Source organism: Rickettsiella endosymbiont of Xylota segnis (assembly GCF_964019545.1).
Classification (GTDB): Bacteria; Pseudomonadota; Gammaproteobacteria; order Diplorickettsiales; family Diplorickettsiaceae; genus Aquirickettsiella.
Genome location: NZ_OZ026451.1, coordinates 1639769 through 1665355 on the forward strand (window position 1 = coordinate 1639769; position 25587 = coordinate 1665355).

Annotated in this window: 21 protein-coding genes; 6 read left to right on the forward strand and 15 right to left on the reverse strand. The window is 34.9% G+C overall.

The features are described from left to right. Positions 1-86: 86 nt before the first annotated feature. Positions 87-1235 (reverse strand): D-alanyl-D-alanine carboxypeptidase family protein, encoded by a 1149-nt coding sequence (locus AACL18_RS07470; RefSeq protein ID WP_422395906.1) that lies wholly within the window; start codon positions 1233-1235, stop codon positions 87-89. A 327-nt stretch (positions 1236-1562) separates the two neighbouring features. Between AACL18_RS07470 and AACL18_RS07475 the strand changes: the two genes are divergently transcribed. From AACL18_RS07475 to AACL18_RS07485, 3 genes are all read left to right on the forward strand, one after another. Further along, the gene (locus tag AACL18_RS07475; protein ID WP_339050335.1) at positions 1563-2642 is read left to right on the forward strand and encodes a hypothetical protein; all 1080 of its coding nucleotides are present in this window, start codon (positions 1563-1565) and stop codon (positions 2640-2642) included. Positions 2643-2807: 165 nt separating this feature from the next. Continuing rightward, positions 2808-4529 carry an autotransporter assembly complex family protein gene (locus tag AACL18_RS07480; protein ID WP_339050336.1) on the forward strand — a complete coding sequence of 574 codons (1722 nt, stop codon included), beginning with the start codon at positions 2808-2810 and terminating at the stop codon, positions 4527-4529. Beyond that, a complete protein-coding gene (locus AACL18_RS07485) occupies positions 4526-6946 on the forward strand; it encodes a translocation/assembly module TamB domain-containing protein (RefSeq protein ID WP_339050337.1) in 2421 nt (806 codons plus the stop codon). The genes AACL18_RS07480 and AACL18_RS07485 overlap by 4 nt, the downstream gene beginning before the upstream one ends. 9 nt (positions 6947-6955) lie before the next feature. Here the strand turns inward: AACL18_RS07485 and AACL18_RS07490 are convergent, their stop codons facing one another. The 5 genes from AACL18_RS07490 to AACL18_RS07510 all read right to left on the reverse strand — a co-directional run bounded on the left by AACL18_RS07490 (position 6956) and on the right by AACL18_RS07510 (position 13755). Continuing rightward, positions 6956-7168, reverse strand: a complete 213-nt coding sequence (locus tag AACL18_RS07490; RefSeq protein WP_339050338.1) for a hypothetical protein — start codon at positions 7166-7168, stop codon at positions 6956-6958. After that, positions 7147-7992 carry a M20/M25/M40 family metallo-hydrolase gene (locus AACL18_RS07495; RefSeq protein WP_339050339.1) on the reverse strand — a complete coding sequence of 282 codons (846 nt, stop codon included), beginning with the start codon at positions 7990-7992 and terminating at the stop codon, positions 7147-7149. The genes AACL18_RS07490 and AACL18_RS07495 overlap by 22 nt, the downstream gene beginning before the upstream one ends. A 294-nt stretch (positions 7993-8286) precedes the next feature. Beyond that, positions 8287-9372, reverse strand: coding sequence for an undecaprenyldiphospho-muramoylpentapeptide beta-N-acetylglucosaminyltransferase (locus tag AACL18_RS07500; RefSeq protein ID WP_339050340.1), 1086 nt, complete (start codon positions 9370-9372; stop codon positions 8287-8289). A 9-nt stretch (positions 9373-9381) separates the two neighbouring features. Continuing rightward, complete coding sequence (locus AACL18_RS07505; RefSeq protein ID WP_339050341.1) at positions 9382-12387, reverse strand: mechanosensitive ion channel family protein; 3006 nt, start codon at positions 12385-12387, stop codon at positions 9382-9384. A gap of 9 nt (positions 12388-12396) precedes the next feature. Next, positions 12397-13755 carry an amino acid permease gene (locus tag AACL18_RS07510; protein WP_339050342.1) on the reverse strand — a complete coding sequence of 453 codons (1359 nt, stop codon included), beginning with the start codon at positions 13753-13755 and terminating at the stop codon, positions 12397-12399. Between the two features lie 80 nt (positions 13756-13835). Here AACL18_RS07510 and rsmI point away from each other — a divergent pair, with 80 nt between their 5' ends. Both rsmI and tyrS read left to right on the forward strand, forming a co-directional pair. After that, positions 13836-14675, forward strand: a complete 840-nt coding sequence (gene rsmI, locus AACL18_RS07515) for a 16S rRNA (cytidine(1402)-2'-O)-methyltransferase (protein WP_339050344.1) — start codon at positions 13836-13838, stop codon at positions 14673-14675. Position 14676: 1 nt separating this feature from the next. Next, positions 14677-15882 (forward strand): tyrosine--tRNA ligase, encoded by a 1206-nt coding sequence (gene tyrS, locus AACL18_RS07520; protein ID WP_339050345.1) that lies wholly within the window; start codon positions 14677-14679, stop codon positions 15880-15882. A gap of 115 nt (positions 15883-15997) precedes the next feature. On the opposite strand, the gene AACL18_RS07525 is transcribed toward tyrS, so the two are convergent. The 5 genes from AACL18_RS07525 to argS form a co-directional block, all read right to left on the reverse strand. Then, complete coding sequence (locus AACL18_RS07525) at positions 15998-16366, reverse strand: DUF971 domain-containing protein (RefSeq protein WP_339050346.1); 369 nt, start codon at positions 16364-16366, stop codon at positions 15998-16000. A gap of 2 nt (positions 16367-16368) precedes the next feature. After that, positions 16369-17706 (reverse strand): ATP-dependent protease ATPase subunit HslU, encoded by a 1338-nt coding sequence (hslU, locus tag AACL18_RS07530; RefSeq protein WP_339051647.1) that lies wholly within the window; start codon positions 17704-17706, stop codon positions 16369-16371. Between the two features lie 186 nt (positions 17707-17892). After that, the gene (gene hslV, locus AACL18_RS07535; RefSeq protein WP_339050348.1) at positions 17893-18450 is read right to left on the reverse strand and encodes an ATP-dependent protease subunit HslV; all 558 of its coding nucleotides are present in this window, start codon (positions 18448-18450) and stop codon (positions 17893-17895) included. A 91-nt stretch (positions 18451-18541) separates the two neighbouring features. Further along, entirely contained in the window at positions 18542-19219 is a 678-nt protein-coding gene (locus AACL18_RS07540) for an SPOR domain-containing protein (protein WP_339050349.1), read from the reverse strand. Next, entirely contained in the window at positions 19219-20982 is a 1764-nt protein-coding gene (argS, locus tag AACL18_RS07545; protein ID WP_339050351.1) for an arginine--tRNA ligase, read from the reverse strand. The genes AACL18_RS07540 and argS overlap by 1 nt, the downstream gene beginning before the upstream one ends. 219 nt (positions 20983-21201) lie before the next feature. On the opposite strand from argS, the gene AACL18_RS07550 reads away from it, so the two are divergent. Next, the gene (locus AACL18_RS07550) at positions 21202-22101 is read left to right on the forward strand and encodes a GIN domain-containing protein (RefSeq protein WP_339050353.1); all 900 of its coding nucleotides are present in this window, start codon (positions 21202-21204) and stop codon (positions 22099-22101) included. Positions 22102-22244: 143 nt separating this feature from the next. Here AACL18_RS07550 and AACL18_RS07555 read toward each other — a convergent pair whose 3' ends face one another. Genes AACL18_RS07555 through def form a run of 4 tightly spaced genes read right to left on the reverse strand, consistent with a single transcriptional unit; the run spans position 22245 to position 25543 of the window. Next, a complete protein-coding gene (locus AACL18_RS07555; protein WP_339050354.1) occupies positions 22245-22760 on the reverse strand; it encodes an OmpA family protein in 516 nt (171 codons plus the stop codon). 29 nt (positions 22761-22789) lie between these two features. Then, the gene (gene rsmB, locus AACL18_RS07560; RefSeq protein WP_339050355.1) at positions 22790-24103 is read right to left on the reverse strand and encodes a 16S rRNA (cytosine(967)-C(5))-methyltransferase RsmB; all 1314 of its coding nucleotides are present in this window, start codon (positions 24101-24103) and stop codon (positions 22790-22792) included. Further along, positions 24096-25043, reverse strand: coding sequence for a methionyl-tRNA formyltransferase (fmt, locus tag AACL18_RS07565; RefSeq protein ID WP_339050356.1), 948 nt, complete (start codon positions 25041-25043; stop codon positions 24096-24098). Before fmt ends, rsmB begins: the two co-directional genes overlap by 8 nt. Then, positions 25040-25543, reverse strand: coding sequence for a peptide deformylase (gene def, locus AACL18_RS07570; RefSeq protein ID WP_339050357.1), 504 nt, complete (start codon positions 25541-25543; stop codon positions 25040-25042). The genes fmt and def overlap by 4 nt, the downstream gene beginning before the upstream one ends. Positions 25544-25587: the final 44 nt, after the last annotated feature.

Consider the following 25587-nt stretch of genomic DNA (forward strand, 5'->3'; position numbering starts at 1 on the left):
TATCAGCGCGTATAAAAGACAAAAGGCTACAAATAAAGAGAAGGTATCCTTATTAAACATAAAGTAATACCTTCTCTAAGAAAAGCTTAAATCTTATTAAATAATAAACTGGTATGATCGACTAAGCTTCGCCATAAACCAGCTTTTGATAAATCCTCTAAGGCAATGAGCGGCGCTGATGCAATAGGCTTATCATTCAACACTATATTAATTTGACCAATAACTTCTCCTTTTTTAATCGGTGCCTTTAAATTAGGATTAAAAATCATAGTCGTGGTAGGTTTTTTATTTGATCCGAGAGGTAGGGTTGCATAGAGATCTTGAGCTAAACCGACTTTAATTTGAGGCCGCTGAGCAAACCAAACTCTAGTTGTAGTCAAATTTACCTCAGCATTATACAACTTATGCGATTCAAAAAAACGAAACCCATAAGTAAGTAATTTTTGGCTATCTTGCGCTCGCATTTCATCGGAAGGAGCACCCATAACAATTGTAATTAAGCGCATGCCATTTTTTTGGCCTGAAGCGGCTAAACAAAACCCTGCTTCATTAGTATGCCCAGTTTTAATTCCATCAATATCAGGATCGCGCCATAATAAGCGGTTGCGATTAGGTTGTTTAATTCCATTGTAAGAAAACCACTTTTGAGAATACCATTTATAATCTTCAGGGAAATCAAGGATTAAATCACGCGCTAAAATTGACATATCACGTGCAGTGGAATAATGGTTAGGATCAGGTAATCCATCTACATCGACAAAATGAGTATTTTTCATACCCAATCTTGCTGCTTGTTGATTCATTAGGTTAACAAAAGATTCCTGGCTTCCTGCGATATACTCCGCCATTGCCACACAGGCATCATTACCCGAATCAACTATCATACCTTGCATCAAGTCTTCTACACTGACCTTGTCACCAACTTTCACAAACATTTTAGAGCCACCAGTTTTCCATGCGGCTTCACTAATAGTTACTAAATCAGTTGGATGGATATGCCCTTGTTGCAAAGCCATAGACACAACATAAGAAGTCATCATTTTGGTCAAACTAGCAGGCGCCACGCGTTCATCAATATTTTCGCTTGCTAAAATTTTACCGCTATATGCATCCATCAATAGATAAGCTTTAGCATTTACGCTAGGCGCAATCGGTGTCAATGTAGGTTGCGCAGCAACAGGGGCTGTTATAGGAATCACAGGGTCAGCTTTGCATACTGAACCCAATAAACCCATTATTAAAAATATTAATAGAAAACAAAATGAATATTGCTTAAACATGGTGTAAACGCCTTATAACAGTTTAGAAGTAATGCAGTTTCGTTGTGTATACTAATATCGGCTTTGAATATAAGTCCAGGTATAGAAAGAGCCTACCATTCCTTTTAGTAGAGCAATAATACTGCAAATATCAGATTATTTACAGAGTAACACCATTTATTACCAAAAATCCCACTCGCTTATTTTTTTCAGAACTTTATTTTCATTATGGTTTAGGATAGAGTACTTTTTTAAGCCTGTACCTTAAATTTATTCTAAACTCTTTAAAGGAAATACAAGATAATGAGTAAACCCTATCTAAAAATAATAGAATCTACAAATTCTTTTTTTCAAAATGTCATACTTAGTACTATCTTTGTTTTTAAGTCAAACATCTACCAAATAGGGTCGATCTTTGAAAAAAACCTTGCTCCTATTTTGTTTCCTCTCGTTGTTATACCTGATGCTATAGCCAGTTTATTTGCATTTTATCAGTTTGGCCGCGCTAAAAATAAGAACTTAGGTAAAACCTTTGACTTAATTCATGCCCCCATTAAAGCCGCCTTAGTTTTCACTGCGGTTTTTGCTGGGCTTAGTTTAATTTTTGTACAAGGTTTATTTCTGACTGCAGTAGGTTCCAGTGTCGTTTATCATCTTGGTTTGTCAATTTTTCATGGATACCATTGGCTTAAATCAGAAAAAAATTCTCCAGCTAGAGCACTTCATAAAAATCATACCCTAAACAATCTTATTGCCACTATGGTAGGCGGAATTGTTATTGCGGGTATTATTTTAACAATGGTAGTTGCTCCCTATTTAGCCACTACTGTTTTAGCAGTAGCAGGAATAACAACTGCAAGTTTACTTATGCTAGCTACTATTTGCGCAATTTATAGAAATTTTAAAAATCCTTCTCTCTCTCCAACTATTAACCTTCGAAATGAAGGTGCGTCTGAAACCAATCAGCCTTCTTCACTTGATTATTCAGCTTCATCAACTTTTTCACATTCAAGTGAAATACAAGTGCCTACACCAAAAAATAAAAATTCGAATTATTATCACTGTGAATTTCGTTCTAAAAAGTTAACTGGAAACCAAACAGAAGATAAAGACTTTCTTCTTAAAGAAACTGGAAATAAAAGACAAAGTCTTCTGCAAGAAATAGAAAATTCTAATAACAGTTTTTTTGGGCGGGTATGGTCAGAGAAATCAAAACGCCAAGTTAAAATTAGTACTCTTACTCTTCTTGAAACAGCAATAAATTCAAATGATAAAAGCCTTCTATTATTAATACCAAACCAGGCATATCAATCATATGGTAAAGAAACCGGGGATATGCAAGATATAATTGAAGCTACCGAATCATATTTTAGACTTCGCTAGATAAATTTGTAAGCTTTTTAACTACAAATCAATCGAACTTATGTATAAACTTAAAAAGTGACTATCTTCAACAATCGTAAAATCGCAAAAAATAATATTTTATAAGCCATTTTAGGCAGGTAAGCTTTACTTATGAGCACATATTAGGTATTTATTTAACCTAATATGATAAGAAAAATAAGACTAACTATAGCTGGCTTAGCGCTATTCAATATGATTTTTGCCCCATTGGGATTTGCAGAAAATTCTCCTGTGGCATATCAACTACAGGGTCTAAATCAAGACCTTAAAAGCCCTGTTCAGGATGGACTAGATCGAAGCCTGCAAACATTAGTACATCCGTCTGCTGAAGATGTCCAGCTTTGGTATCAACACTCGATCTCTGACATCAAACAAGCTTTGGAAGCCTATGGTTATTTCAAGCCAACTATTAGGCATTCATTAAAAAAAATTGATACTCGCTGGAATGCTAATTTTCAAATTTCTGTAGGTCCTCCTTTAAAAATTACGTCATTAAAAATTTCAATCGATGATACAAAGCAAGATCCAAAAATAACAAAATTAATTGCTGACTTTCCATTACATACAGGTGATATCTTTCGCAGTGAAATATACGAGGAAGCAAAACAAAAATTACTTACTAAGGTTGTAGCAGAAGGTTATCTTTCCGCCTTTTTTTCTAAACATACTATTATAATTAACCGCAAAACATACACATCAAAACTTATTCTGAGATTAAATACCGGCCCGCGTTACAATTTTGGCCCTATCAGTTTTCAACAATCTATACTTAATAATCGTTTATTGCAACGCTATATCCCCTTTAAATCGGGTGACCCTTATTCTTCAACGCAACTTTTAAAACTACAGGATAATTTAAATAAAAGCGGATATTTTAGAAACGTATCCATCCCGGATGTGCAAATAAGGAAAGAAAATCAAAATTTGCCCGTTACTTTTGTGTTGACACCACGTTCATCCCAACAATATACAGCAGGAATAGGATATGGTACTGATGTGGGGATTCGTGGAACTTTAGGTTGGGAATCTCGTTATCTTAACAAGGAAGGTCATCGTTTTAGTGTTTTAAGCCAATTATCTAAAATACAAAACAGTCTACAAACAACATACACTATTCCTGGAAAACATCCCAATACTGATAATTATAATATTAATTTTGCAATTGTCACAAAAAAATTATCTCAAGTAACTACTAGCACTCAACAATTAGGATTAGGAAGTATAGGTCAGTGGAAAGGATGGAAACGCAACTTATTTTTAAATTATCAAATTGAACGCTTTAATTATCTAAATCGACCTAAGACTAACTCACATTTACTAACTCCAGGCTTAAATTTATCTTATAGTAAATTTGATAACTCACTTTTTGCACACCATGGTTATCAATTAAATTTCAGATTACAAGGCGCAGATCAAAACATCTTATCAAATACAAGTTTTTTACAAACAGAAATACAGGGAAAGTATATATTAAGTTGGGATAATAAAAGTCGATTAGTATTTCGCGGTGATGTCGGTTATACATTAACCTCTAATCTTGCAAATTTTCCTCCGTCTTTGCTTTTTTATGCTGGAGGAAGTCAAAGCGTACGTGGTTATGCATATCAATCATTAGGTCCTGCACCTTATTTAGTGACAGGAAGCATTGAATATCAACATAAGCTTATTAACAATTTTTATGGTGCTATTTTCTTTGATGCTGGAAACGCCGTTAATAATTTTCCCATTCATTTACAAAAAGGATCGGGTCTTGGCTTGGTTTGGGCATCCCCTTTAGGACCCATGGAAGTTACGGCAGGCAAAGCTTTGGATCTTCCAGGACACCCCGTAAGATTCCAATTTACCATGGGGTTTGATTTCTTATGATAAATAACAAGAAATTACCTTGGATTAGATGGTTGCTAAAAAGTTTATTACTCGTTGTTTTTCTATTAAGTGGTTACTTAATTCTAAACACAGAAAAAGGATTAAAAGCAGTGATTTTATTCGGAAAAGAGTTTCTGCCAGGCCAGCTAACAATAAAAATTATACATGGACGACTTTTAGGCCCAATTCAGTTAAAAGAATTATATTATCAAAATAATAAAATTAATCTTTATATTTCAGAAACGCAGTTCGATTGGCATTGGAACGATTTATTAAAAGGAAAAATTAATTTAGGACCTATCTTCATTGATAAATTAAATCTTTTTGTAAAACAGAAAACTAATCAAAAAAAATTAAACCCCTATCGGCAAAAAACTTTTCGACTTCCTCAAATTTTAAAATATTTAAAATTAAATTCCATTGATATCCATCAGATTAATGTTAAAACTGACGATATAAGCCTATTATTGCAAGGCTCCGTACATCAACAATGGAATATTAATTGGCAAATAAATGTTAAGGATCTCAACAAGTTTATTCCCGAGTCGCAAGGAAAAATAACCTTGCTAGGAAAGATAAGTGGAACATCTTCGTATCCTGAATTTCATATAATTGCACAAAAGACTAATCTACTTTGGTATGATTGGCAGTTCAAACAAATTCAGGCTGCAATAAATATTGATAGTAAAAATAAAAAATGGTTTTTCAATTTAGCTACTATCCAGCTTAATAATAAAATATTTGAACTTGTACCGTTACAATTAAAATTATCTGGATCTTTTTTGCCATTCTCTTTACAAGGGAATTTATCCGAATTTAAACTGGAAAAATTATTTCAAACAACAAAATTTGTTCACATAGTTGTTCCTAATACTCAAATTGCTAGTCATCTATCAAAACATGGATTAGAAACATCCCTCCAAATATCCTCAAATAGTAAAAATCAATTATTTGCTCATTTATTATTACCCAATTATCAAGTACGCTCATTGCCAACATCAAAACAAACTTTGTATGCAAATATTGATATAAGCTTAAAAGATTTAAATTTTTTGACTCATTTAATTACCGATTTAAAAAATACTAAAGGCATTTGCAACGCTCAAATTAAAATTACAGGCTCATTTAATAAGCCATTCATAAATTTAAATTTTAATTTACAGCAGGCCAGTGCAGAAATTCCTGCTTTAGGTCTTAAATTAAAAAATATAAAATATCAGCTGCATACCGATAAGAATAATTTAATCGGTATTGGTCAAATTTATTCAGGAAATGGATTCTTAGACGTTCATTCTACAACCGATTTATTAAAACAAAATTTATCAACATTAATTGATTTGCAAGGAAAAGATGTAACTATAATTCATAATCCAGAATATCAAATTACCGCAACGCCAAAATTAAAAATTCTAGCCAATAGGCAACAAATTGAAACCAATGGCGTTATTTTATTACCAAAAGGCAGCATTAAAATTAATCCTAAAAATAATAACTCAATTGCGTTATCTAACGATATAGTGTTTGTAGGAGATAAGAAAAAATCTGTTACTTCACCTTTTAAATTCAAAAATGATATTAAAATTGAAGTAGGCAATGATATCCAATTGCAATACCAAGGACTTAATACTAAATTAAAAGGTTCACTTACTATAAAACAAGATTTTAATCATCCAATATTGGCGTCAGGGCAACTAAAACTTTTCCCAGGCGAATATAGTTATTATGGCCAAAGCTTAAAATTAAAAACTAATTCTTCATTAAATTTTGCCAATACTCCCATTAGTGATCCCACACTCAATATTACCGCTAGTCGCAATATCTTAATTTTGCCAGTATCCCCCCAGAATACCTCCGTTGATACTCAATCTAAACTAGGCTCTAATAATTTTATTCAATCCTCAATTTTTTCTTCTCAATCAATACCTATTCCATTAGAAATAGGTATACAGCTGAGAGGAACATTACAAGATCCGCATATTATTTTATTCGCTAATCCTTCTAACATCATTAAATCGCAATTAGACATGCTTTCTTATTTAATTACCGGTCAAGCCAGTAATCAGCTAAGTGCCGCTACCACGCAATTATTATTAACTGCTGCTAGCAATTTAGGGAATGAAAAAAGTAATATTGGCCAAATTATAAGTAAAATTCAACAGAAAATGGGCTTAGATCAATTGACTATTGGAAGTAAACCCATTTTTAATCCGACTACTAATAGCTTACAACAAAATACTTCATTGATAGTTGGTAAAAATATTTCACCAAAACTTAACATTTCTTATAGCTTAGGTTTACTGGATCAAATCAGTATTTTAAACATCAATTATATTTTAAACAAAAATTTTTCTTTACAGACTACCAGTAGTAACTTTGCTAACGGCTTAGATCTAATTTATAAATTAGAAAAACAGTGACTATGCTCCTTAGTAATCATTAGCTAAACGATACATTAATATAGCCACTTTCTGCGTTTGTAACGACAAAGACTTAATCTCCAGAATTTCTTTTTCTGAATGAACACCCGTTCCCACTGGACCTAAACCATCTAAATTAGCTTGCGTAATCGATGCAACATACGAAATATCGGCAGCTCTACGTAATGCTGGATCAAGCGCTATAACCGAACCATAGCCCAAGCTAATACTTGCTTCACTATATTTTTGAGTAATTCGATATTGTTAGTAGTCAGGGGCATACTTGGGATTCCTTCCTGAAAATTAACAACCGCCGTAGTAGTCGGTAAATGCTGATTTGCTATCTTCGCAATTTTCTTTTTAGCATTAATCTCTTGTTGTGGAGATATAAAGCGCAGATCTCCTGTCGCCATCGCGGTTTTAGCAATAATATTATCTTTTCCATAAACTTCGCCGCCAAAATAGTTCTTTTTATAATTAATGGAAGCACCTGCCAATATAAGTCCAGGGCTAAAAGATAAACCTTTCTCAGCACTCATTTGTTCTCGCATGGTATTAAGAATGCGAGTTAATTCAAAAATAGCACCATAACCTGCTGATTTTTGAAATATTCCGAATGAATGGATGCCGTTACCTTGTGTATTTATCTGCCTATGGGTAGCTCCACGGCGAGCTATAGTTGCTGTATTGGGAAGCGTACCCCATTCAAAACCTAAGGCAACATCGCTATGCTGGGCTGCAGTAAATAAAGGTTTTCTTGAAATACCGGTTGGTTTCCTTGAATCTTCCTCATCTCCAGTTAATACTACTGTAATATTCATATCACTGAGAACATTCGCATTTTGCAATGATTTTAAGGCATAAAGAATTACCACATCTCCACCCTTATCATCAATAACACCAGGTCCGGTAGCTTTACCTCCGTGACGTTCAAATTTCTGGAATGGACTTTCTTTGGCAAACACTGTATCGAGGTGTCCAATTATTAGTAACCTTTTCCCTTTTGTGCCTGAATGCTCAGCAACTAGAGTTGCTGCACGCTGCATATAACTCGGTTCTTCAACCCAATAGGTTTTAAAACCAAGCTGCTGGAATAATGGTCTTAAAATTTCACCTACTTGATGAACTCCAGCAATATTAGCTGTACCACTATTGATATTGACTAATTTCTCTAATAAAGAAAGTTGTTCTAACTGTTGTTTATCCTGTAAATTTTTATCTGGGTTTCTGTTGGTAATGTTTGAGCGCCTATTATTTATGCAAAAAAAATGTGCACATAAAAAAATGAATAAGAAAACTTTCGTATGACTTAATAATTATAGTCAAATACTTGATGAACCTTATCGATTGAATGAAAAATTTACAAGTTTGTCAATAATTATTTGCGTAGCATTAAGCTGCTTGAATTGGCTTAATTTACTTTTTAATTCATCCAAATTTTCATAACTTTCAAACAGTGTCTTAAGTAATTTTTCATCTGAAAATTCTTCAAAGTAGATTACGTTGCTTAGACCTAGCTTAGCGAAGTATCTTGCGTTGTGAATTTGATCTCCACGGCTAGCTTTTTTCGATAAAGGTAACAAAATATTTGGTTTATTTAATGAGACTAACTCATAAATAGAGGTAGCGCCCGCACGGCTAATTACTAAATCTGCACTGGCAAGAACATCAGCAAATTCATCTTGTAAGTACTCGAATTGTTTATAACTTTTAATTCCCTCAAATGCAGGGTCGAATTTATTTTTACCGCAAATATGAATAACTTGAAATTTTTCTGTTAATGGATTTATTAAACGACGAACACTTTCGTTAACTATACTCGAACCCAAACCACCGCCCATGATTAATAAAACCGGTTTTATTTTTTCGGTAAAACCACAAAATTTTAAGCCTCTTTTAGGATCTCCATATTGCAGCGTGTCGCGAATCGGCATGCCTGTCAGCAATATTTTAGAAGTCCTTTTAACGTATTTAATGGTTTCAGGAAATGTAATACAAATCAATTTTGCAAAAGGAAAACTGAGACGATTAGCTAAGCCAGGAGTTAAATCAGACTCATGAATAACAATCGGAATGCTACTTAATTTAGCAGCAATAACAACAGGCAAAGCAACAAATCCACCTTTAGAAAAAATAATGTCAGGCTTGATTTTTCGACAAATTATGAGGCTTTGTATAATACCCTTCATTAACTGAAAAGGAGTTAATAAATTTTTCCAGGTCCAATATCGATTTAATTTACCAGCCGTAATCGCATAGTAAGGAATTTTTAAAGGCTTAATAAGGGAATGCTCTATACCCTTCTTCGAGCCCACATAAAAGGTATCTACACCTTTATTCTGCAAAGCTGATATCAGAGGCAAGCTGGGTGTAACGTGTCCCGATGAGCCACCACCGGTAAAAATAATCTTAATTTTTTTTGTCATAACACAAAATTAAATCGCTGGATTGGAGTTTAGCTCTAATTTACCCTCAAGATGTACATCATGCGGAGCTTCCGGCGGTAAAATACCCTCATTAGTAAAACGTTCCCATAAGCTAAATAAAAATTGCGAACGTACACCAGAACGTGAATTAATATAATTGAGATCAACATAATATTCAACTTTAAACTCTAACAAAATTTTATCAATTTCTTTAAAATACACTTCTGGTTTAGGATTCGTTAAGATTTTTGGGATTGTTGCTAATACTTCTAAAATAATATCCTTGATTCGTTGAGGATTATCTTTCCTATTGGTTTTAACAGTCACCAAAGCACGAACTACACTATCTCGGTGCGTCCAATTAATAAAATTTTTGCTAAAAATGTCCGCATTAGGCACTAACAATTCCTGACGATCATCGGTTGTCACCGTTATGGAACGAGCTCCAATATGGGATACTTGACCATCATAATTACCTACTGTAACCCAATCACCTACTTTTACAGGTCTTTCCACCAATAGAAAAAGACCCGTAAAAAAGTTATTAAATAAATCTCTTAAACCCAAACCCACACCAAACGAAAAAGCTCCCAAAATAACGCCAATATTACCTAAGGTTAGTCCCAAAATATTTAATCCAACCAAAATTCCAATAGCAATAAGCGTATATTGCGTAAAAATAGCTAAACTATTACGTAAACCAAGATCTTTCGTATGCGCAAATAACCAACGATAAGCAAATTCACGAGACCAATGGGCTATCCAAGTTAAAATCACCCCTAATATCGCTAATTGAACAATTGTAAAGCCAGTCACAATCGCCGTACTAGCTATAACGAATAATTTTTTAGAAAGTAATTTAGAAAGACTTATCTTTAATAAAGGAATACGATCTCCCCAGTCGTAAAGTTCAAATAAGCCCAATATTGATAAAAATAATAATGCTAATTTTAAAATTTGATGAAATGGTTTTAATAAAGATTGACTCCATAACCAACCATTTCTGAAATGGCGAATACATTGTTCGGAGACCCAGCGAATTAATTCGTCTAAAAGACCTCTTAGTAATAGATAAGCAGTTAAGGCGACTAAGAATAAACCTTGATAATGCGCTATAGCCCAAGCCAATTCAACATAACCCACTAATCCTATTAAAGCATTGGTTAATAAACTGAATGGGATTAAGAAACTTAACCATCGAATCACTCTTTTTAAATAAGCATGTTTATTTTCAATATAAGGTTCAAGTAATGTAGGTACAACTTCCCAACCTTTCATTAAGACTAAAGCTACTATAAGAAGAAATAACATAAATAAACGGCCAAACAAATCTTGAACTTCATAATTAACCGGTAATTGATTAACTAAAATTGTCGCTAATGTCACTATACCGCCGATCAATAATGTAGTCCGTAACCGATAATAGAGTTTGACATCATGACCACTTTCGTCAGTGGTATTTTCGAGCAATAAAATATGAGCAAGCTGAATAACAATACTAAATATTAAACAAACAACACCCATGCTAATAATCAAAGAAAATAATTTGATGGATATATTTAATAAAAACAATAATCCAATTAATCCCGCCAACAACATAATCCCGGATAAATGGCGTTGCAGTAATTGCAAAACAACTATTACGGTTTGTGCAGAAAAAAAACCTCTACTACGTTGCTGCAAACGTACTCTATCTACTGCTAAAAATCGTCTTAGTTTTAACCAAGTAGCAAACCATATCAGCACACCCAGTAAGACAATAATCCATTGCCAGCTTGATACTAGTTCTAGCTTGCTGAAAACCGGTTCATAAAGAGCTGCTAATTTATCTATGGTTAATCTAGGGATTTGAAAAATAGTTTGGCCTAAACCGATCCAAGCATTTAAATTCAAACCTGGTAATGTTTGTCTATTAGCTAGCTGTAGTTTTAGTTGTTTTGCTATAAGAACTTGTTCGTCATCTGCATCTTTAGCCAGTTGTTGCATTTTTACAAGCAAATTTTGATAGCCAAGAATAATTTCTCTTAATGGTGCTAATTTTATCTGATCATTCGTAAAAATAAACTCTTTTTGTTGGTGATCTTTATTAATAAAATTCAAATAATTTTGTAGAAATTTAATTTTATTATGAAATAAATCAATTGAAACATTGACCTGCTCACTTAGACTTTCAATTTTATGTTGTAAATTGCTGAGTGTGCTTAAGGATAATTTTTGATTAAACCCAGAAGCTAAGTCTTGTAATTTATTAGATATTCTAGCTGTGTTTAGTTCTGTTTCGAGTAAATTACTTTTTTCTTCGGCTTGAAATATTTTAAATTCTATTTGATCATAAGCGTTATTATTGATAAAACCGGTTATTTCAGCCTTTTTTAATTCTTCGCTCCATTGATTTAGACGTTGCATCCAGTTCTGTTGATCTTGTTGGAGGCGTAGGGTTAATACATCTAAAGATTCTTGGCGTTGAGTTTGCTGTTGTAATTGATAATTTCTTTGTAAATTTTGACGCCATTCTTCCGCAAAATTAATTGTTTGTTGCACAATATCGCGCGAATCTTGTAAAACCCTAACGCGCTTTTGTTGTAAGTTAAATAAATTTCGCCGTTCTTGCAAAGTTTGCTGCAGTTGTGCCTGCTGTTGCTGAACTTCTTGAGAAATAGATAAGCCTGGTGTCGAAATTTCCCACTGATCAATTGCATTTCGAATGGAATCTTGAATCAAATCAGTAGATTGTTGAGTGGTTTTTAAACTTAAGTTAATACTTTCTAAATCAGCTTTTGCCATAGCAATCAATAAATCCAGATGCGCTAGAGATTGTTTGCTAACGACAGGTGAGGCAACTTTCTGTTCGTTACGCAACCCCTGCAGTTTTCTTTTTAGTAATTCACTGCGCATCTGCTCAGCAACCAATTGTTGCTGAGTCAAATTTACTGAAGGGGATTCATTAAGCTCAGCAAAAGCTGGAGAATAAAAACCGACCAATAAAACAATTAAAAAATTAAATAGTTTGTACAAACTATGACCTCAGGGTAAAGGCAAAGGGTGCTCAGTTATGTTTATAACGCCCTTTGCATAGCCGCGCCATTTCATCCAAACATAAACAGGCGCACTACTAAGTAATAATAATGTCCCATAGAATACAGTCTCTTTCCCCGAACCTATGATAACCCAAAAAGAGTAGATTCCCGCTAAAATTGCAATAACTACTGAACCAAATAACTTTCTACCTTTTTTAAAAAGTCCAGGATATTTAAAAAAGATAACCAACTCAGACATCGTAGTTAAAAAATAAGGAATCAGCGAGGCTAAAGTTGCTAATAAGATAATAATTGTAAATTGTTTAACCAAACTATGATTTAAGGTCATCAATAATAGGAAGGAAATTAGAATGCTAGAAATAACTAAACCCGCAACAGGTGTCCCATTTTCTGATTTTTTTAAAAAAATGCTTGGAAAAAGTTTATCCTGAGCTGCCGCTAATGGAATTTGACCTTGAAGTAAAATCCAGCCGTTTAAAGCGCCTAAACAAGAAATGACTGCCCCGATAGCAACTAAAAAACTCCCTGTCGGTCCAAACATGATGCGTGCAGCATCAGCATATGGAGCATTAGACTGCGCAAGTTCTGTTAACGGCATAACCCCCATTACTGCGATACTACTCAACAAATAAACGACTGTCGCTATAGTTACTCCCAAAATAGTCGCTTTAGGAATATTACGATTAGGGTTATCTACATGACCCGCAGGAACTGAAGCAGATTCTAGACCGATAAAAGACCATAAAGTTAAAGTTGCTGCGCCGCTAAATGCACTTAAGTTAGATTTGCCGGATAAATTGAATGCACTCAAAAAATGAGGATGAATATAAAAAATCCCTACTAAAGCAATAAGTAATAAAGGAATCAATTTTAAAATAGTTGTCAATAACTGAAAAATGCCTGCATGCCGAACACCTAGAATATTAATAAAAGTCATTAACCACACCAAACCAATACTAACAAAACAAGACCATAGGGCATTTTTAGCCAAAAGGGGCCAAAAAAAACTTAAGTATCCTGTCAAAGCAACAACTATTGCTGCATTACCTACCCATAGTGCAATCCAATAATTATAAGCCATCTGGAATCCAACAAAATCACCAAATGCCTCTCGACAATAAGCATAAGGTCCTCCAATGAGAGGCATCACATTAGTTAGCTTAGCAAATACTAATGCTATTAACAAAGCACCCACTGCTGTAGCGATCCAAGAGAGCAAACTAATACTGCCATAGGCAGCCAAGGAAGCTGGTAATAAGAAAATTCCTGAACCTATCATATTACCTGTAACTAGAGCAGTTAACATCCACAACCCTAATTTTTGTTGTTTCATTTTTTTGAACATTTTGAATCTAACCTCTGAATTTTGCGCAGAATAAAACGCTATGCCATTATACCCATCTCATATTTTAATGCGAAAAATTTATGTCAAAAATTTCAGGCCTGTATGTAGTAGCTACACCTATAGGTAATCTAGAAGATTTTAGTCCCAGAGCAATAAACACACTACAAAATGTTAATCAAATTGCTGCCGAAGATACTCGCCATAGTCAAAAATTACTTAAACATTTTGGTATTGTCACTTCAGTAATTTCATTACATGAACATAATGAAGCAGTTTCCAGCAAACTTCTTTTAGATTGCCTAAAAAAAAACCAATCTATAGCCTTAATTAGTGATGCAGGAACACCACTTATTAATGATCCAGGTTATCGTTTAGTTAAATTAGCCCACCAACATGGAATTCCAGTTATCCCTATCCCTGGTCCTTGTGCTTTAATAACTGCTTTATGCGCTTCGGGCTTAACGTGTGATAGATTTATTTTTGAAGGATTTTTACCCGGAAAAAGTATCGCTCGACAAAAAAAATTACTAGAATTCTTAAATGAAACGCGAACAAGTATTTTCTATGAAGCACCACACCGTATTCTAGAGTTAATAGATGACATGTTGGCTGTATTTGGACCGAAACGTTACGTAGTTTTAGCTAGAGAATTAACAAAAACTTTTGAAACCATCCATGGCGATAATTTAGAACAATTGAAAATCTGGTTGAATTTAGATAGAAATCAACAAAAAGGAGAATTTGTCGTCCTTGTCGAAGGGGCTGAATATCTAAACCCATATGAAATTGACAAGCAACGAATTTTAGGAATTTTATTAGATGAATTACCGATTAAGCAAGCAACTTCCATAGCTGCTAAAATAACGCATGAGAAAAAAAATAAATTATATGCTTTGGCTTTGGCTATAACGGGTAAATAACATGAATGATAATACTATTGAGGTCTTTCAACGAGGAAGTACAGAAATACTTGTTGTTGATGAGTTAAAAAATAAAATAAAAGAAAATAGGCCTTTACGTATTAAAGCGGGTTTTGACCCAACAGCTCCTGATCTACATCTTGGTCATACTGTGCTTATCAACAAGCTTCGTCAATTACAGGATTTAGGTCATGAAATTGATATTATCATTGGTGATTTTACGGCACTTATTGGCGATCCATCAGGTAAAAATGCAACCCGCCCGCCCTTAAGTGTCGATCAAATTACAGCCAATACCAAAACCTATCAACAGCAATTTAGTAAAATATTAGACCCAAAAAAAACCAACTTGCGTTTTAACTCTGAATGGTTAGGAAAATTATCAGTTACTAACCTAATTAAATTAGCATCATCTTATACTGTAGCTCGAATGCTAGAAAGAGATGACTTTCATCAACGGTATCGCCAGCATCAACCTATTGCAATACATGAATTCCTGTATCCTTTACTTCAGGGCTATGATTCTGTCGTATTAAAAACCGATCTTGAATGTGGTGGTAACGATCAAAAATTTAATTTATTGTTGGGAAGAGAGTTACAGAAACATTTCAAACAAACACCACAGATAATTTTAACCATGCCTTTATTAGAGGGTTTAGATGGCATACAAAAAATGTCTAAATCACTCAATAATTATATTGCTATCGATGAACCGGCAAACGATATGTTCGGAAAAATTATGTCAATTTCTGACGAGTTGATGTGGCGTTATTTTGAATTACTTTCCTTCAAAAAATCTTTACATAATATTAAATCCATGCAGCAAGAAGCTAAATTGGGTTTAGCCAATCCACGTGATTTTAAAATAGAGTTAGCCTTAGAAATTATTGAACGTTTTCACACTAAAGCAGATGCTGAAAAAGCATTCCAGGAATTTCAACAACGATTTAGAGATGGTGCCATTCCTTCACAAATTAAAGAACTGAATATAACCATCCCCGGAGAGAATTTATCAATTGCCAACTTATTAAAGCAAGCGGGATTGGTGACGAGTACCTCAGAGGCATTGCGCTCAATTGAGGCAGGTGCAGTTAAAATTGACTCTTTAAAAATAGAGGATAAGAAGCTATTAATTAAACCAGGCACTAGTCATATTTATCAAGTTGGAAAAAGACGCTTTGCCAAAGTCACTCTCTTAAGTAAATAACATTCAATAATAATGACACTCACAGCAATGGAGTTTTTTTAGAGTGGCGCCCGTAGTGAAGTAACCGAAGTGTATTAACTGAGGATTGGGAATTGAGCAGTAACCCAGGCAAAATTCAAGTGCGATGAGTATATTCTCGACTGGCGCCCGCTGATTCTAGACGTTGTAGGTAGTGTTCCCAATATTCAGCATAATGCTTAGATAATTCATAGAGTGTTTCCCAACTATAGATTCCTGACTGATGATTATCGTCAAAAATTAATCTGATAGCGTAATGACCGATTGATTCTATGTTGGTGATATTTACATTTTTTTTGCCACTGACTAATTTTCCTTCATTATGCCCATGGCCTTTAACTTCCGCAGAAGGTGATAAAACTCTTAAATATTCACAGGGTAATCTAAATTTTTCACCATTATCAAATAGTATTTCTAATATTCGTGTCTTCTGTAGAAGTTTTATATCGGTAGGAATAGAAACCATTGTTATAAAATAAAATGACTGGTATCTTGATCTTGCGCTAATGGTGTTAGATGTTTATCAACATAATTAACATCGATATTTATGTTTTTATGGGTACAATCAGTTGCTTCAAAAGATATCTCCTCCAACAATCTTTCCATCACGGTATATAAACGCCGTGCGCCAATATTCTCAGTTTTTTCATTTAGATCATAGGCAATTTCAGCGATACGTTGAATAGCAAGCTTATCAAAATTTAATTCTAATTCTTCAGTGCCCAGTAAAGCCTGATATTGAACGATTAAAGATGCTTGGGGCTCCACTAAAATACGTTCAAAATCTTTTGCCGTTAATGCCTTTAACTCCACTCGAATTGGCAAACGACCTTGTAGTTCCGGAACTAAATCCGATGGTTTAGATAAATGAAAAGCACCTGCAGCAATAAATAAAATATGATCTGTTCGGACCATGCCATATTTTGTGGAAACAGTACATCCTTCAATTAAAGGCAACAAATCACGCTGTACCCCCTCACGTGAAACATCTGCACCACTCATTTCACCACGACGGCACACTTTATCGATTTCATCGATAAATACTATTCCGTATTGCTCTACCCATTCAATTGCTTTACGCTTCAAATCTTCTTCATCAAGTAACTTACCTGCTTCTTCTTTTTGAATAACAGCTAATGCATCTTTTACCTTCATACGGCGGGTACGAGTACGCGCTGTACCAATATTCTGCAGCATGTTTTGCAATTGATTAGTCATATCTTCCATACCAGGGGGACCCATAATCTCTACCCCGGCTGGTAAAGCCGCTAACTCTACATCTATTTCTTTATCATCTAAAAGTCCTGCTCGTAATTGCTTGCGAAAAACATTCCTCGCTATAGACTTTTCTTTATTTTTAGACTCATCTGCAGCTTCACCTTTTGTTAAACGCGCTGGAGGAACAAAACTGTCAATAATTTTGCTTTCTGCCGCCTCCAGAACTTGAGGATGAAGACGCGTAATTTCCTCTTCACGTAAAAATTTGAATGCGGAATCCACTAAATCTCTAGGAATAGAATCTACATCTCTTCCTATGTAACCTACTTCAGTGAACTTAGTAGCTTCTATTTTTAAAAAAGGACAACCTGTAATTTTGGCCGCACGCCGACCAATCTCAGTCTTACCTACCCCAGAGGGACCGATCATTAGAATATTTTTGGGTGTCACCTCATCTCTTAACTCTGGGTTAAGTAACATACGACGTTTACGATTACGCAAAGCAATCGCAATAGCTCTCTTGGCTTCATTCTGTCCTATAATAAATCGATCAAGTTCTTGCACTATTTGTTTAGGAGTCAAATCAATTTTACTTAAATAATCTACCCCGACAGACATATCTGCGTCATTATTGGTTTGATTAATATCTTCTGAAAAATTAGCGTCTACCATAGTTAGCTCAGAAACTTGATTGGTTTCATCAATAGTTGTATCAATTAAGTCGGATATATTAGTTTTCATTAATAAATAAGTAATTAGTTTATATTAAGGTTATTATTTTTTAGTGGCCACAGATTCAATTTCTTCAATCGTACGTTGATGATTTGTAAACACACATATGTCCGCAGCAATAATTAAACTTTTTTCAACAATAGCACGAGCACTTAATTTAGTATTTTGAAATAATGCCAATGCAGCAGACTGTGCATAAGCCCCTCCCGAACCTATGGCAATTAAATCATGCTCAGGCTCAATTACATCCCCATTCCCACTTAACATAAAAGATTTTTCTTTATCCGCAACTGCTAACATTGCCTCTAAACGCCGTAAAACTCGATCGGAACGCCAATCTTTTGCAAGCTCCACCGAAGCGCGGTCTAAACGTCCATTACATTCTTTTAACTTATTTTCAAACCGTTCTATTAATGTAAATGCGTCGGCTGTTGCGCCTGCAAATCCAACTAATACTTGACCGTCATACAATTTGCGAACCTTACGAGCGTTCCCTTTTAAAACAATCGCATTACCTAAAGTAACCTGACCATCTCCACCAATAACGACTTTATCGTTACGCCGAACTAATAATATTGTTGTACCATGTAATGACTGCACTATTTACTCTTTAAATTGTCGGATGTTGAATCTACCACTATGGTGACTTGGATGACTTTTTTCAAGGTCTGGAGATATTAATCCTCCTCATCTAGGGAATAATTTTAATCAAAATCGCAGCTAATCCCGCTTTATTTAAACGTTTTTTTTCCTCAGTTAGCCTGCCTAAGTTCGAGGGACCAATATAGATTTGGTATATTAGCTTACCATTAACTAAGTTGGCCTTTTTTTGCACGGGAAATCCTTTCAGCAATGCTTGAGCTTGCAACTGTTCTGCATGAGCTCGATCAGTAAAATCACCTAAGACGAGCATATAAACCTCATGATTGAATTGACTCATTTCTTCTTCTAATTGTTTTTTAGCCTCCGCAATAGCTACTTGTTCAGGCGTTGGGCTTAGCATTGCATCTATGGGTCTTTGTTGTCCCGAAGAAGTATGAAGTGTTGTTGTCATATCATTGGATAACGGCATTTCCTTCATTGCAGAATCGACATGTTGTGATAAATTCAAATTGTCTTGAGGCAAAATATTATAGAAATCGAATTTTGGTTCTGGCGATTGAGGCGCTGGGACTTCGATATTTTTTTTATCAGCTATCTTTTCGACAGATTGAATAGCTGTTCTTTTATGAACAGGCTTTAGAAAAAACAAGCCTAAAATAAATAAACCGATTGAAATTCCTAACATTACCCATAGATAACGATTGTTTTTACGTCTAGGAGTTAAATATTTATATTTTGTATATTTTTTTGCATAATCTTTAGCCATTACATTACTTCCAAAGTCTCTACACCTAATAAGCTTAGGCCATTTTTAATTACTTGTGCAGTTGCTGCAATTAAATTTAGTCTCGCATTTCTCAACTTATTATCCTCTATCAAAAAAACAAATGAATTATAATAAACATGAAAGCTTTGCGCTAAATCTCTCAAATAGTGTGCAATAATATGCGGTTCGTAAGAAGTGGCTGCTGATTCTAGTATTTCTAAATAACGATTTAGTAAAACCAACAAATCCTGTTCTTGTATTTCCTTTAATTCTTTAATCGCGGTCATACCTAAAGACTTATCCCAAACCCATTTTTTTGCATTGAGTTGACGCATGACACTACATATTCGCGCGTAAGCATACTGTACGTAATAGACAGGATTAGCATTCGACTGCTCTTTAGCCAGATCAAGATCAAAATCCATATGCTGATCCGCACGTCGTAATACGTAAAAAAAACGTGTTGCATCAGTACCTACTTCTTCTCGAAGCTCTCGTAAAGTAATAAACTCTCCGCTACGAGTAGACATTTGAATTTTTTTATCGCCGCGATAAAGAATAGCAAATTGCACCAATAAGGCTTTTAAACTATCTGATGAAAAACCTAAAGCTTGTATAACCGCACGAATTCTAGGGACATAGCCATGATGATCAGAACCTAATATGTTAATTATTTTTTTAAATTTGCGTTGTTCTAATATACAGAGACGATAGGCCGCATCTGCTGCAAAGTAGGTAGGTTGTCCATTTTCGCGTAACAAAACTCTATCTTTATCATCGCCAAAGTCTGTGGATTTAAACCATAAAGCCCCATTAGCTTCATAGGTTTTTCCACTCGCTGTTAAACGCTTTATAGTTTTATCGACAAAATTGGTCTCAAACAAACTTTTTTCTGAAAACCATTCATCAAAATTTACTCTAAACGCACTAAGATCTTCTTTAATATCGCTTAAAATAGAGTTTAAACCTACTTCAAATATCTTTTCATAATCAACATCTCCTAATAAAATTTTAGCTTTAGTGATAAGACCGTCAATATGCTGTTCCTTATTCCCACCTTGTGGTTCGTCAATAGGGATACCTTTAAATACTAATTCAGCTGCTTTAAAAAAATCCTTACCATGTTGTGAAAAAAGTTGCTCAGCAATCTTATGAACATAGTTTCCTCGATAGGCGTTACTAGGGAAAATAAATTTTTCTCCGCAGATCTCTAAATAACGCAGCCAAACGCTGGTTGCCAAAATATCCATCTGCCTTCCAGCATCGTTGATATAATATTCTGCACAAACTTGATAGCCTACTGCTCTCAATAATCTCACCATAGAGTCGCCATAGGCTGCCCCACGACCATGACCCACGTGCAAAGGACCAGTAGGATTAGCAGAAACAAACTCAACTAAAACAGATTCATTATTGCCTAAATTTGAAATCCCAAATTGATTGGTTTGATTTAAAATCTCTTCGATAACTGGATACCAAAAGGATTTTTTTAAAAAAAAATTAATAAACCCAGGTTTTGCTATTTCAATTTTTTCTAGTTTAGAATTTTCTGAAGAACAATCTATCTTCGATTTTATTTTTTCGGCTAATTGCAGTGGTGATATTTGTAATTTTTTCGCCAAAACTAAAGCAATATTACTTGAAAAATCCCCATGTGATTTTTCTCTGGCATAATCCACTTGGATAGTCAGTGAAGCAGGTAGGGATAATTCGCCCATGCTTAACAAGGCTTTTTTGATTTCTTGTTGCACTATGCGTTTCATAAGGATTAAATCATTAGAAGGTCAAGAAGGGCGAGATTATAGCGCAATACGCTCCAGGAAAAATATAGCCAATAAGCTGATAAACTAAGCCCTTTAGAATATTAAGTCTTATTAATTCAAACGTTTTAACCTTTCCGGCCTAAATGCTCAATCTTTATCTGGCAAATAACCTCCGACAAGGTTAATATTCCATCAAAATAATAATAAGAGCATTAAACCATGAAAGTCTTAGCCTATTGTTTATTTGTCAGTTTGTCCCTTTTTAGTCTTTTTAGCCATGCGCAAGTAACGTCGGATAGTAAACCTATATTAAGCAAGAATATCCCTATTAATGACTTCGATAGTTTAGATATTCAAGGTCCTGTCAATGTTTACATTGATGCAACCCAAACCCATGCTTCCTTACAAATTCTCGGGGACTCGAAAAGAGTCTTTGCTGTCACTTACAGTGAAAAAAACCATATTTTATACCTTGGAACCAAACCCATTTTTCGTCCAGAACCTGGAGAAAGATTAACAATCCGCGTCAATACATCCCCGTCAAAAATAAAACAAATACAATTCAATAGTAATGCGACTCTTTTTGGCAAAGGACTGACTGGGTCTTTATCGCTTCGTGCGCAAGGAAAAGGTCAAATCAATCTTTACACCAATAAGTTAGATCTAAAATCTCTTTATAGTAACGGTAATGAAAGTATTATATTTCATAATTTACTTAGTTCAAACTTAAAAATAGAAACACATAATTCTCATAATATTGTTATTCAAGGTATCGTTTCATTAAATGAGGTCGATTATACCGGAAATGGAAATTTGAAGGTATATTGGGTTAATAGCCCTTACTTAAGAATAGATGCTAACGGTAAAGGAAAAATTAGTTTAGCAGGAGTCGTCAAAACCTTAGATATCAAATTGTCACAAGATACGCAACTATTCGCACAACAATTGCGTGCACATCAAGGATTTGTAAAAACTGAAAAACAAGCTCAAGCAACCGTAAATGTTAGAAATACATTGCGGGCATTTGCAAAAGACAAAAGCGTGATTTATTACTTATCGCCTTTAAATTTTATAAGTAAATATTCAGAAGGAGAAGGCCTAGTACTTAATAAAAATTAATAGGGGTTTCCAATTGCATCATACTGGTCATCAAGCATCCGTTTTTCTGCGTTTCGTTACTCACATTACTGCGTGCATGCTCCGTTACGACCCCAAAAAAACGACGCTTTTTATATCAAAGCACAATTAAAAACATCCTTTAATTAATTTTTTACTAAGATAATCTCAACACGACGATTAAAACTACTTGCTTTAACGTTTCGATTACTCGCAATGAAATCATGTCGCCCGTACCCGATCGTACGCAGACGTTGCGAACCTATTCCGTGCGACCATAAAAAACTTGTTATTACCTCTGCTTGATCCTGTGTAATCGCAGATGCTGTTTGTGGATCATAAAGATCATCGCTATATCCCACCACTTGAATGAGACCATCTCCGTAAGATTTTATGAGCTTAATGGTCTGACTAAGCTGCTGTGCACAATTGACAGTTAATTTCCCATTTGGCCGAAAACAGCCATCACTATAGGCAATAACTCTAAGTCGATCAGCAGCTTGTACTACTTGAATAACAGGAGATGGTAAATCCTTTTTTTTCTTTGTGTTTTTTACTGTTTTTTTCTCTAGGGATGGTTCATCCAATGAATGATTGGAAGCACAACCAGCCATAACAAACATAGCTGAAATTAATAAACAATAAAGCGAGATTGTTTTCATGATTTTCTCATCTTATTTTAATAATAGGACTATTTATTCAGCCCCTTACGTAACCTAGCATAATAAAAGCCATCCGGTCCATGAATTTGGGGAAAAATTTGTCTTCCTACACTACAAGCTACTCCCCATGTTTCGTCTAAGACCTCTTCCTTGGCATCAGCATGGAGCGATAAAAAACGAATTAATACATCGCTATTTTCTTCTGGCAACACCGAACAAGTCACATATAATAAAATACCATTCGGCTTTAATATCTCCCAAAGACTTGATATCAGTTGATATTGTTGTTCAGCTAATTTAACAATATCCTCCTCTCTGCGTAATAATTTAATGTCCGGATGTTTACGAATAACTCCGGTTCCTGAACAAGGAGCATCTAATAATATTCTATCGAATAAGCCTTCCTTCCAAATGCTTTTGAGATTCTGTGCTTTCGCACAGAGCAATTGTACTTTGGTATCTGATAAGCTTAAACGATTCAAATTCTCTTTAACTTTACTTAAACGGATTGCATCAGAATCGACAGCTACACAACTTAGTAGATCAGATTGTGATTCCAAAATATGCGTTGTTTTCCCTCCGGGTGCCGCACAAGCATCTAAAACTGTTTGCCCAGGCTTTAGCAACAATAAAGAAGTAGCCAATTGCGCGGCCGTATCTTGAATAGAAACTTCTCCTTGCATAAAACCAGGTAATTTAATTACTGGACTAGATTCGTCGAGTATAATTCCAGTTGCACTCAATTCACTTAAGTGTCCTGTTATATCCTTATCTTTTAATTTTTGCATGTAATCTTTTCTTGTAATTTTCAAAAAATTAACTCGCAGACTCATAGGAGGCAAATGATTATTGGCAGCTAAAATTGTTTGCCATTCATTGGGCCATGCTTGTTGTAATTTTTTAATTAACCAATCAGGATGAGCAAAATGACTATCTTTAGGTAATTTTTTTAGTAAACTGGCTTTTTGTCGTTGAAATGATCGTAATACCCCATTAATTAAGGGTACCGCCCAAACTTTGTTTAGTTCTCTCGCTCCTTGTACTGTCTCATGAACAGCAGCATGCGGAGATGTCCTTAAATAGTTAAGTTGATAAAGACCTATTAACAATAATGCATAAACATTTTGATCGGCGGCATTAAGAGGTTTTTTTAATAAATAGGCACATAGTTGCCTTAAAGGCGCATACCAACGTATCACTCCATAACATAATTCTTGAATAAATGCTCTATCGCGCGAATTAATGTTGGCATTTAAACCTGCTGACAAAGCATCCTTAAGCGATATTTTTTCTTTTATAACACGAGAAATAATTTGTGCGGCTGTTGCCCGAGAATTAGACATACATTCGATCTAAAATCGCACCTACATGAAATAATTCCGATTTATCATGGATGAAGCTTGAAATCGGTAAGCATCTGCCTCCGGGCCATTGCACTTCTAATAAACGTAATACACCCTTTCCTGTAGCCACATCTATACCTTCTCGGTCAGCTTTTAAGATTAAACCGGGCTTTGCGGAAGTGGTTTCATTAAGTACTTCGGCTTTACAAATACGCAATATAGACTTTCCTAATACTACGCGAGCAATTGGCTTAGGGTGGAAAGCACGCACCATTCTATCTAAATAAATTGCAGGCTTTTCCCAATCTATCTCAGCTTCCGATTTATTAATTTTTTTTGCATAGCTACTTTCTTTTTCATTTTGTGGCTCTGAAGGATACGAACCATTTTCAATGATACTTAAGCTCTCTATCAGTGCTCTAGCACCTAAATCAGCTAGCCGATCTTGTAAAGTTTGATTTGTATCATTGGGCTCGATAGTACAAGAAAATTTCTTTATCATTTCACCTGTATCAAGCCCCTCATCCATCTGCATAATAGTAACGCCGGTTTCTTTGTCACCTTCTAAAATAGCACGTTGAATGGGTGCTGCTCCCCGCCACCGTGGCAATAAGGATGCATGCACGTTGATACATCCAAAACGAGGGATAGTTAATATTGCGGGTGGCAAAATAAGTCCATAAGCCACCACTACCATTAAATCAACATTAAAAGAAGCTAATTTCTTTTGCTCATTAGCATCACGTAAACTAATTGGCTGCTGGACAGGAAGTTTATTCTCTAAAGCCAGTTTTTTAACCGGACTCATTAATAATTTTCGCCCTCTTCCAGCAGGACGATCAGGCTGTGTATAAACAGCACATATCTTATGACTTGAGTTCAACAAAGCTTGTAAACTGGGTAGAGCAAATTCGGGCGTCCCTGCAAAAATAAGTTTCAAGATTTCCCCCTTTTCTTTTTATCTAGTTTTTTAAGTGCCCATTGACGTTTAAGATGAGATAAATGATCTAAAAATAGCTTACCATTCAGATGATCCACTTCATGTTGTATACAATGCGCCAATAAATCCTCAGCTTCTAATGTATATTTTTCCCCAAATCTATCCTGAGCCTCTAGTTTAACCCATAACGCCCGTGGAGCTTTATCATAAACTCCCGGCACAGATAAACAACCTTCTTCCATTAATGCCTCGCCTTTTTTCTCAACAATTACAGGGTTAATTAAACACCAAGTTTTCGATTTATTATTAGAAACGTCAATAACCGCTAGTTTTTTGCTAATAGCAATTTGTGGAGCCGCTAAACCTATGCCCTTAGCGGCATACATCGTCTCAAACATATCGTCAATTAATCGTTGTAAAGCCTCGTCAAAAACCGTAATTGACGTTGTGGACGCACGCAAACGTACATCTGGAAGTTGGATAATAGGATAAATAGCCATAGAATTTTATCTTTTTTTACTCATCAAAATCAAAAGTCATTATG

Coding starts and splice junctions, on each gene's coding strand:
- AACL18_RS07525 (WP_339050346.1), bottom strand. CDS start 16,366: ATGGTTTCTATTCCTACCGATATAAAACTTCTACAGAAGACACGAATA.
- rsmB (WP_339050355.1), bottom strand. CDS start 24,103: ATGTCTAATTCTCGGGCAACAGCCGCACAAATTATTTCTCGTGTTATA.
- AACL18_RS07500 (WP_339050340.1), bottom strand. CDS start 9,372: ATGACAAAAAAAATTAAGATTATTTTTACCGGTGGTGGCTCATCGGGA.
- AACL18_RS07550 (WP_339050353.1), top strand. CDS start 21,202: ATGAAAGTCTTAGCCTATTGTTTATTTGTCAGTTTGTCCCTTTTTAGT.
- AACL18_RS07510 (WP_339050342.1), bottom strand. CDS start 13,755: ATGTTCAAAAAAATGAAACAACAAAAATTAGGGTTGTGGATGTTAACT.
- argS (WP_339050351.1), bottom strand. CDS start 20,982: ATGAAACGCATAGTGCAACAAGAAATCAAAAAAGCCTTGTTAAGCATG.
- AACL18_RS07475 (WP_339050335.1), top strand. CDS start 1,563: ATGAGTAAACCCTATCTAAAAATAATAGAATCTACAAATTCTTTTTTT.
- AACL18_RS07480 (WP_339050336.1), top strand. CDS start 2,808: ATGATAAGAAAAATAAGACTAACTATAGCTGGCTTAGCGCTATTCAAT.
- AACL18_RS07485 (WP_339050337.1), top strand. CDS start 4,526: ATGATAAATAACAAGAAATTACCTTGGATTAGATGGTTGCTAAAAAGT.
- AACL18_RS07540 (WP_339050349.1), bottom strand. CDS start 19,219: ATGGCTAAAGATTATGCAAAAAAATATACAAAATATAAATATTTAACT.
- AACL18_RS07470 (WP_422395906.1), bottom strand. CDS start 1,235: ATGGGTTTATTGGGTTCAGTATGCAAAGCTGACCCTGTGATTCCTATA.
- AACL18_RS07495 (WP_339050339.1), bottom strand. CDS start 7,992: ATGCAGCGTGCAGCAACTCTAGTTGCTGAGCATTCAGGCACAAAAGGG.
- AACL18_RS07555 (WP_339050354.1), bottom strand. CDS start 22,760: ATGAAAACAATCTCGCTTTATTGTTTATTAATTTCAGCTATGTTTGTT.
- rsmI (WP_339050344.1), top strand. CDS start 13,836: ATGTCAAAAATTTCAGGCCTGTATGTAGTAGCTACACCTATAGGTAAT.
- def (WP_339050357.1), bottom strand. CDS start 25,543: ATGGCTATTTATCCTATTATCCAACTTCCAGATGTACGTTTGCGTGCG.
- tyrS (WP_339050345.1), top strand. CDS start 14,677: ATGAATGATAATACTATTGAGGTCTTTCAACGAGGAAGTACAGAAATA.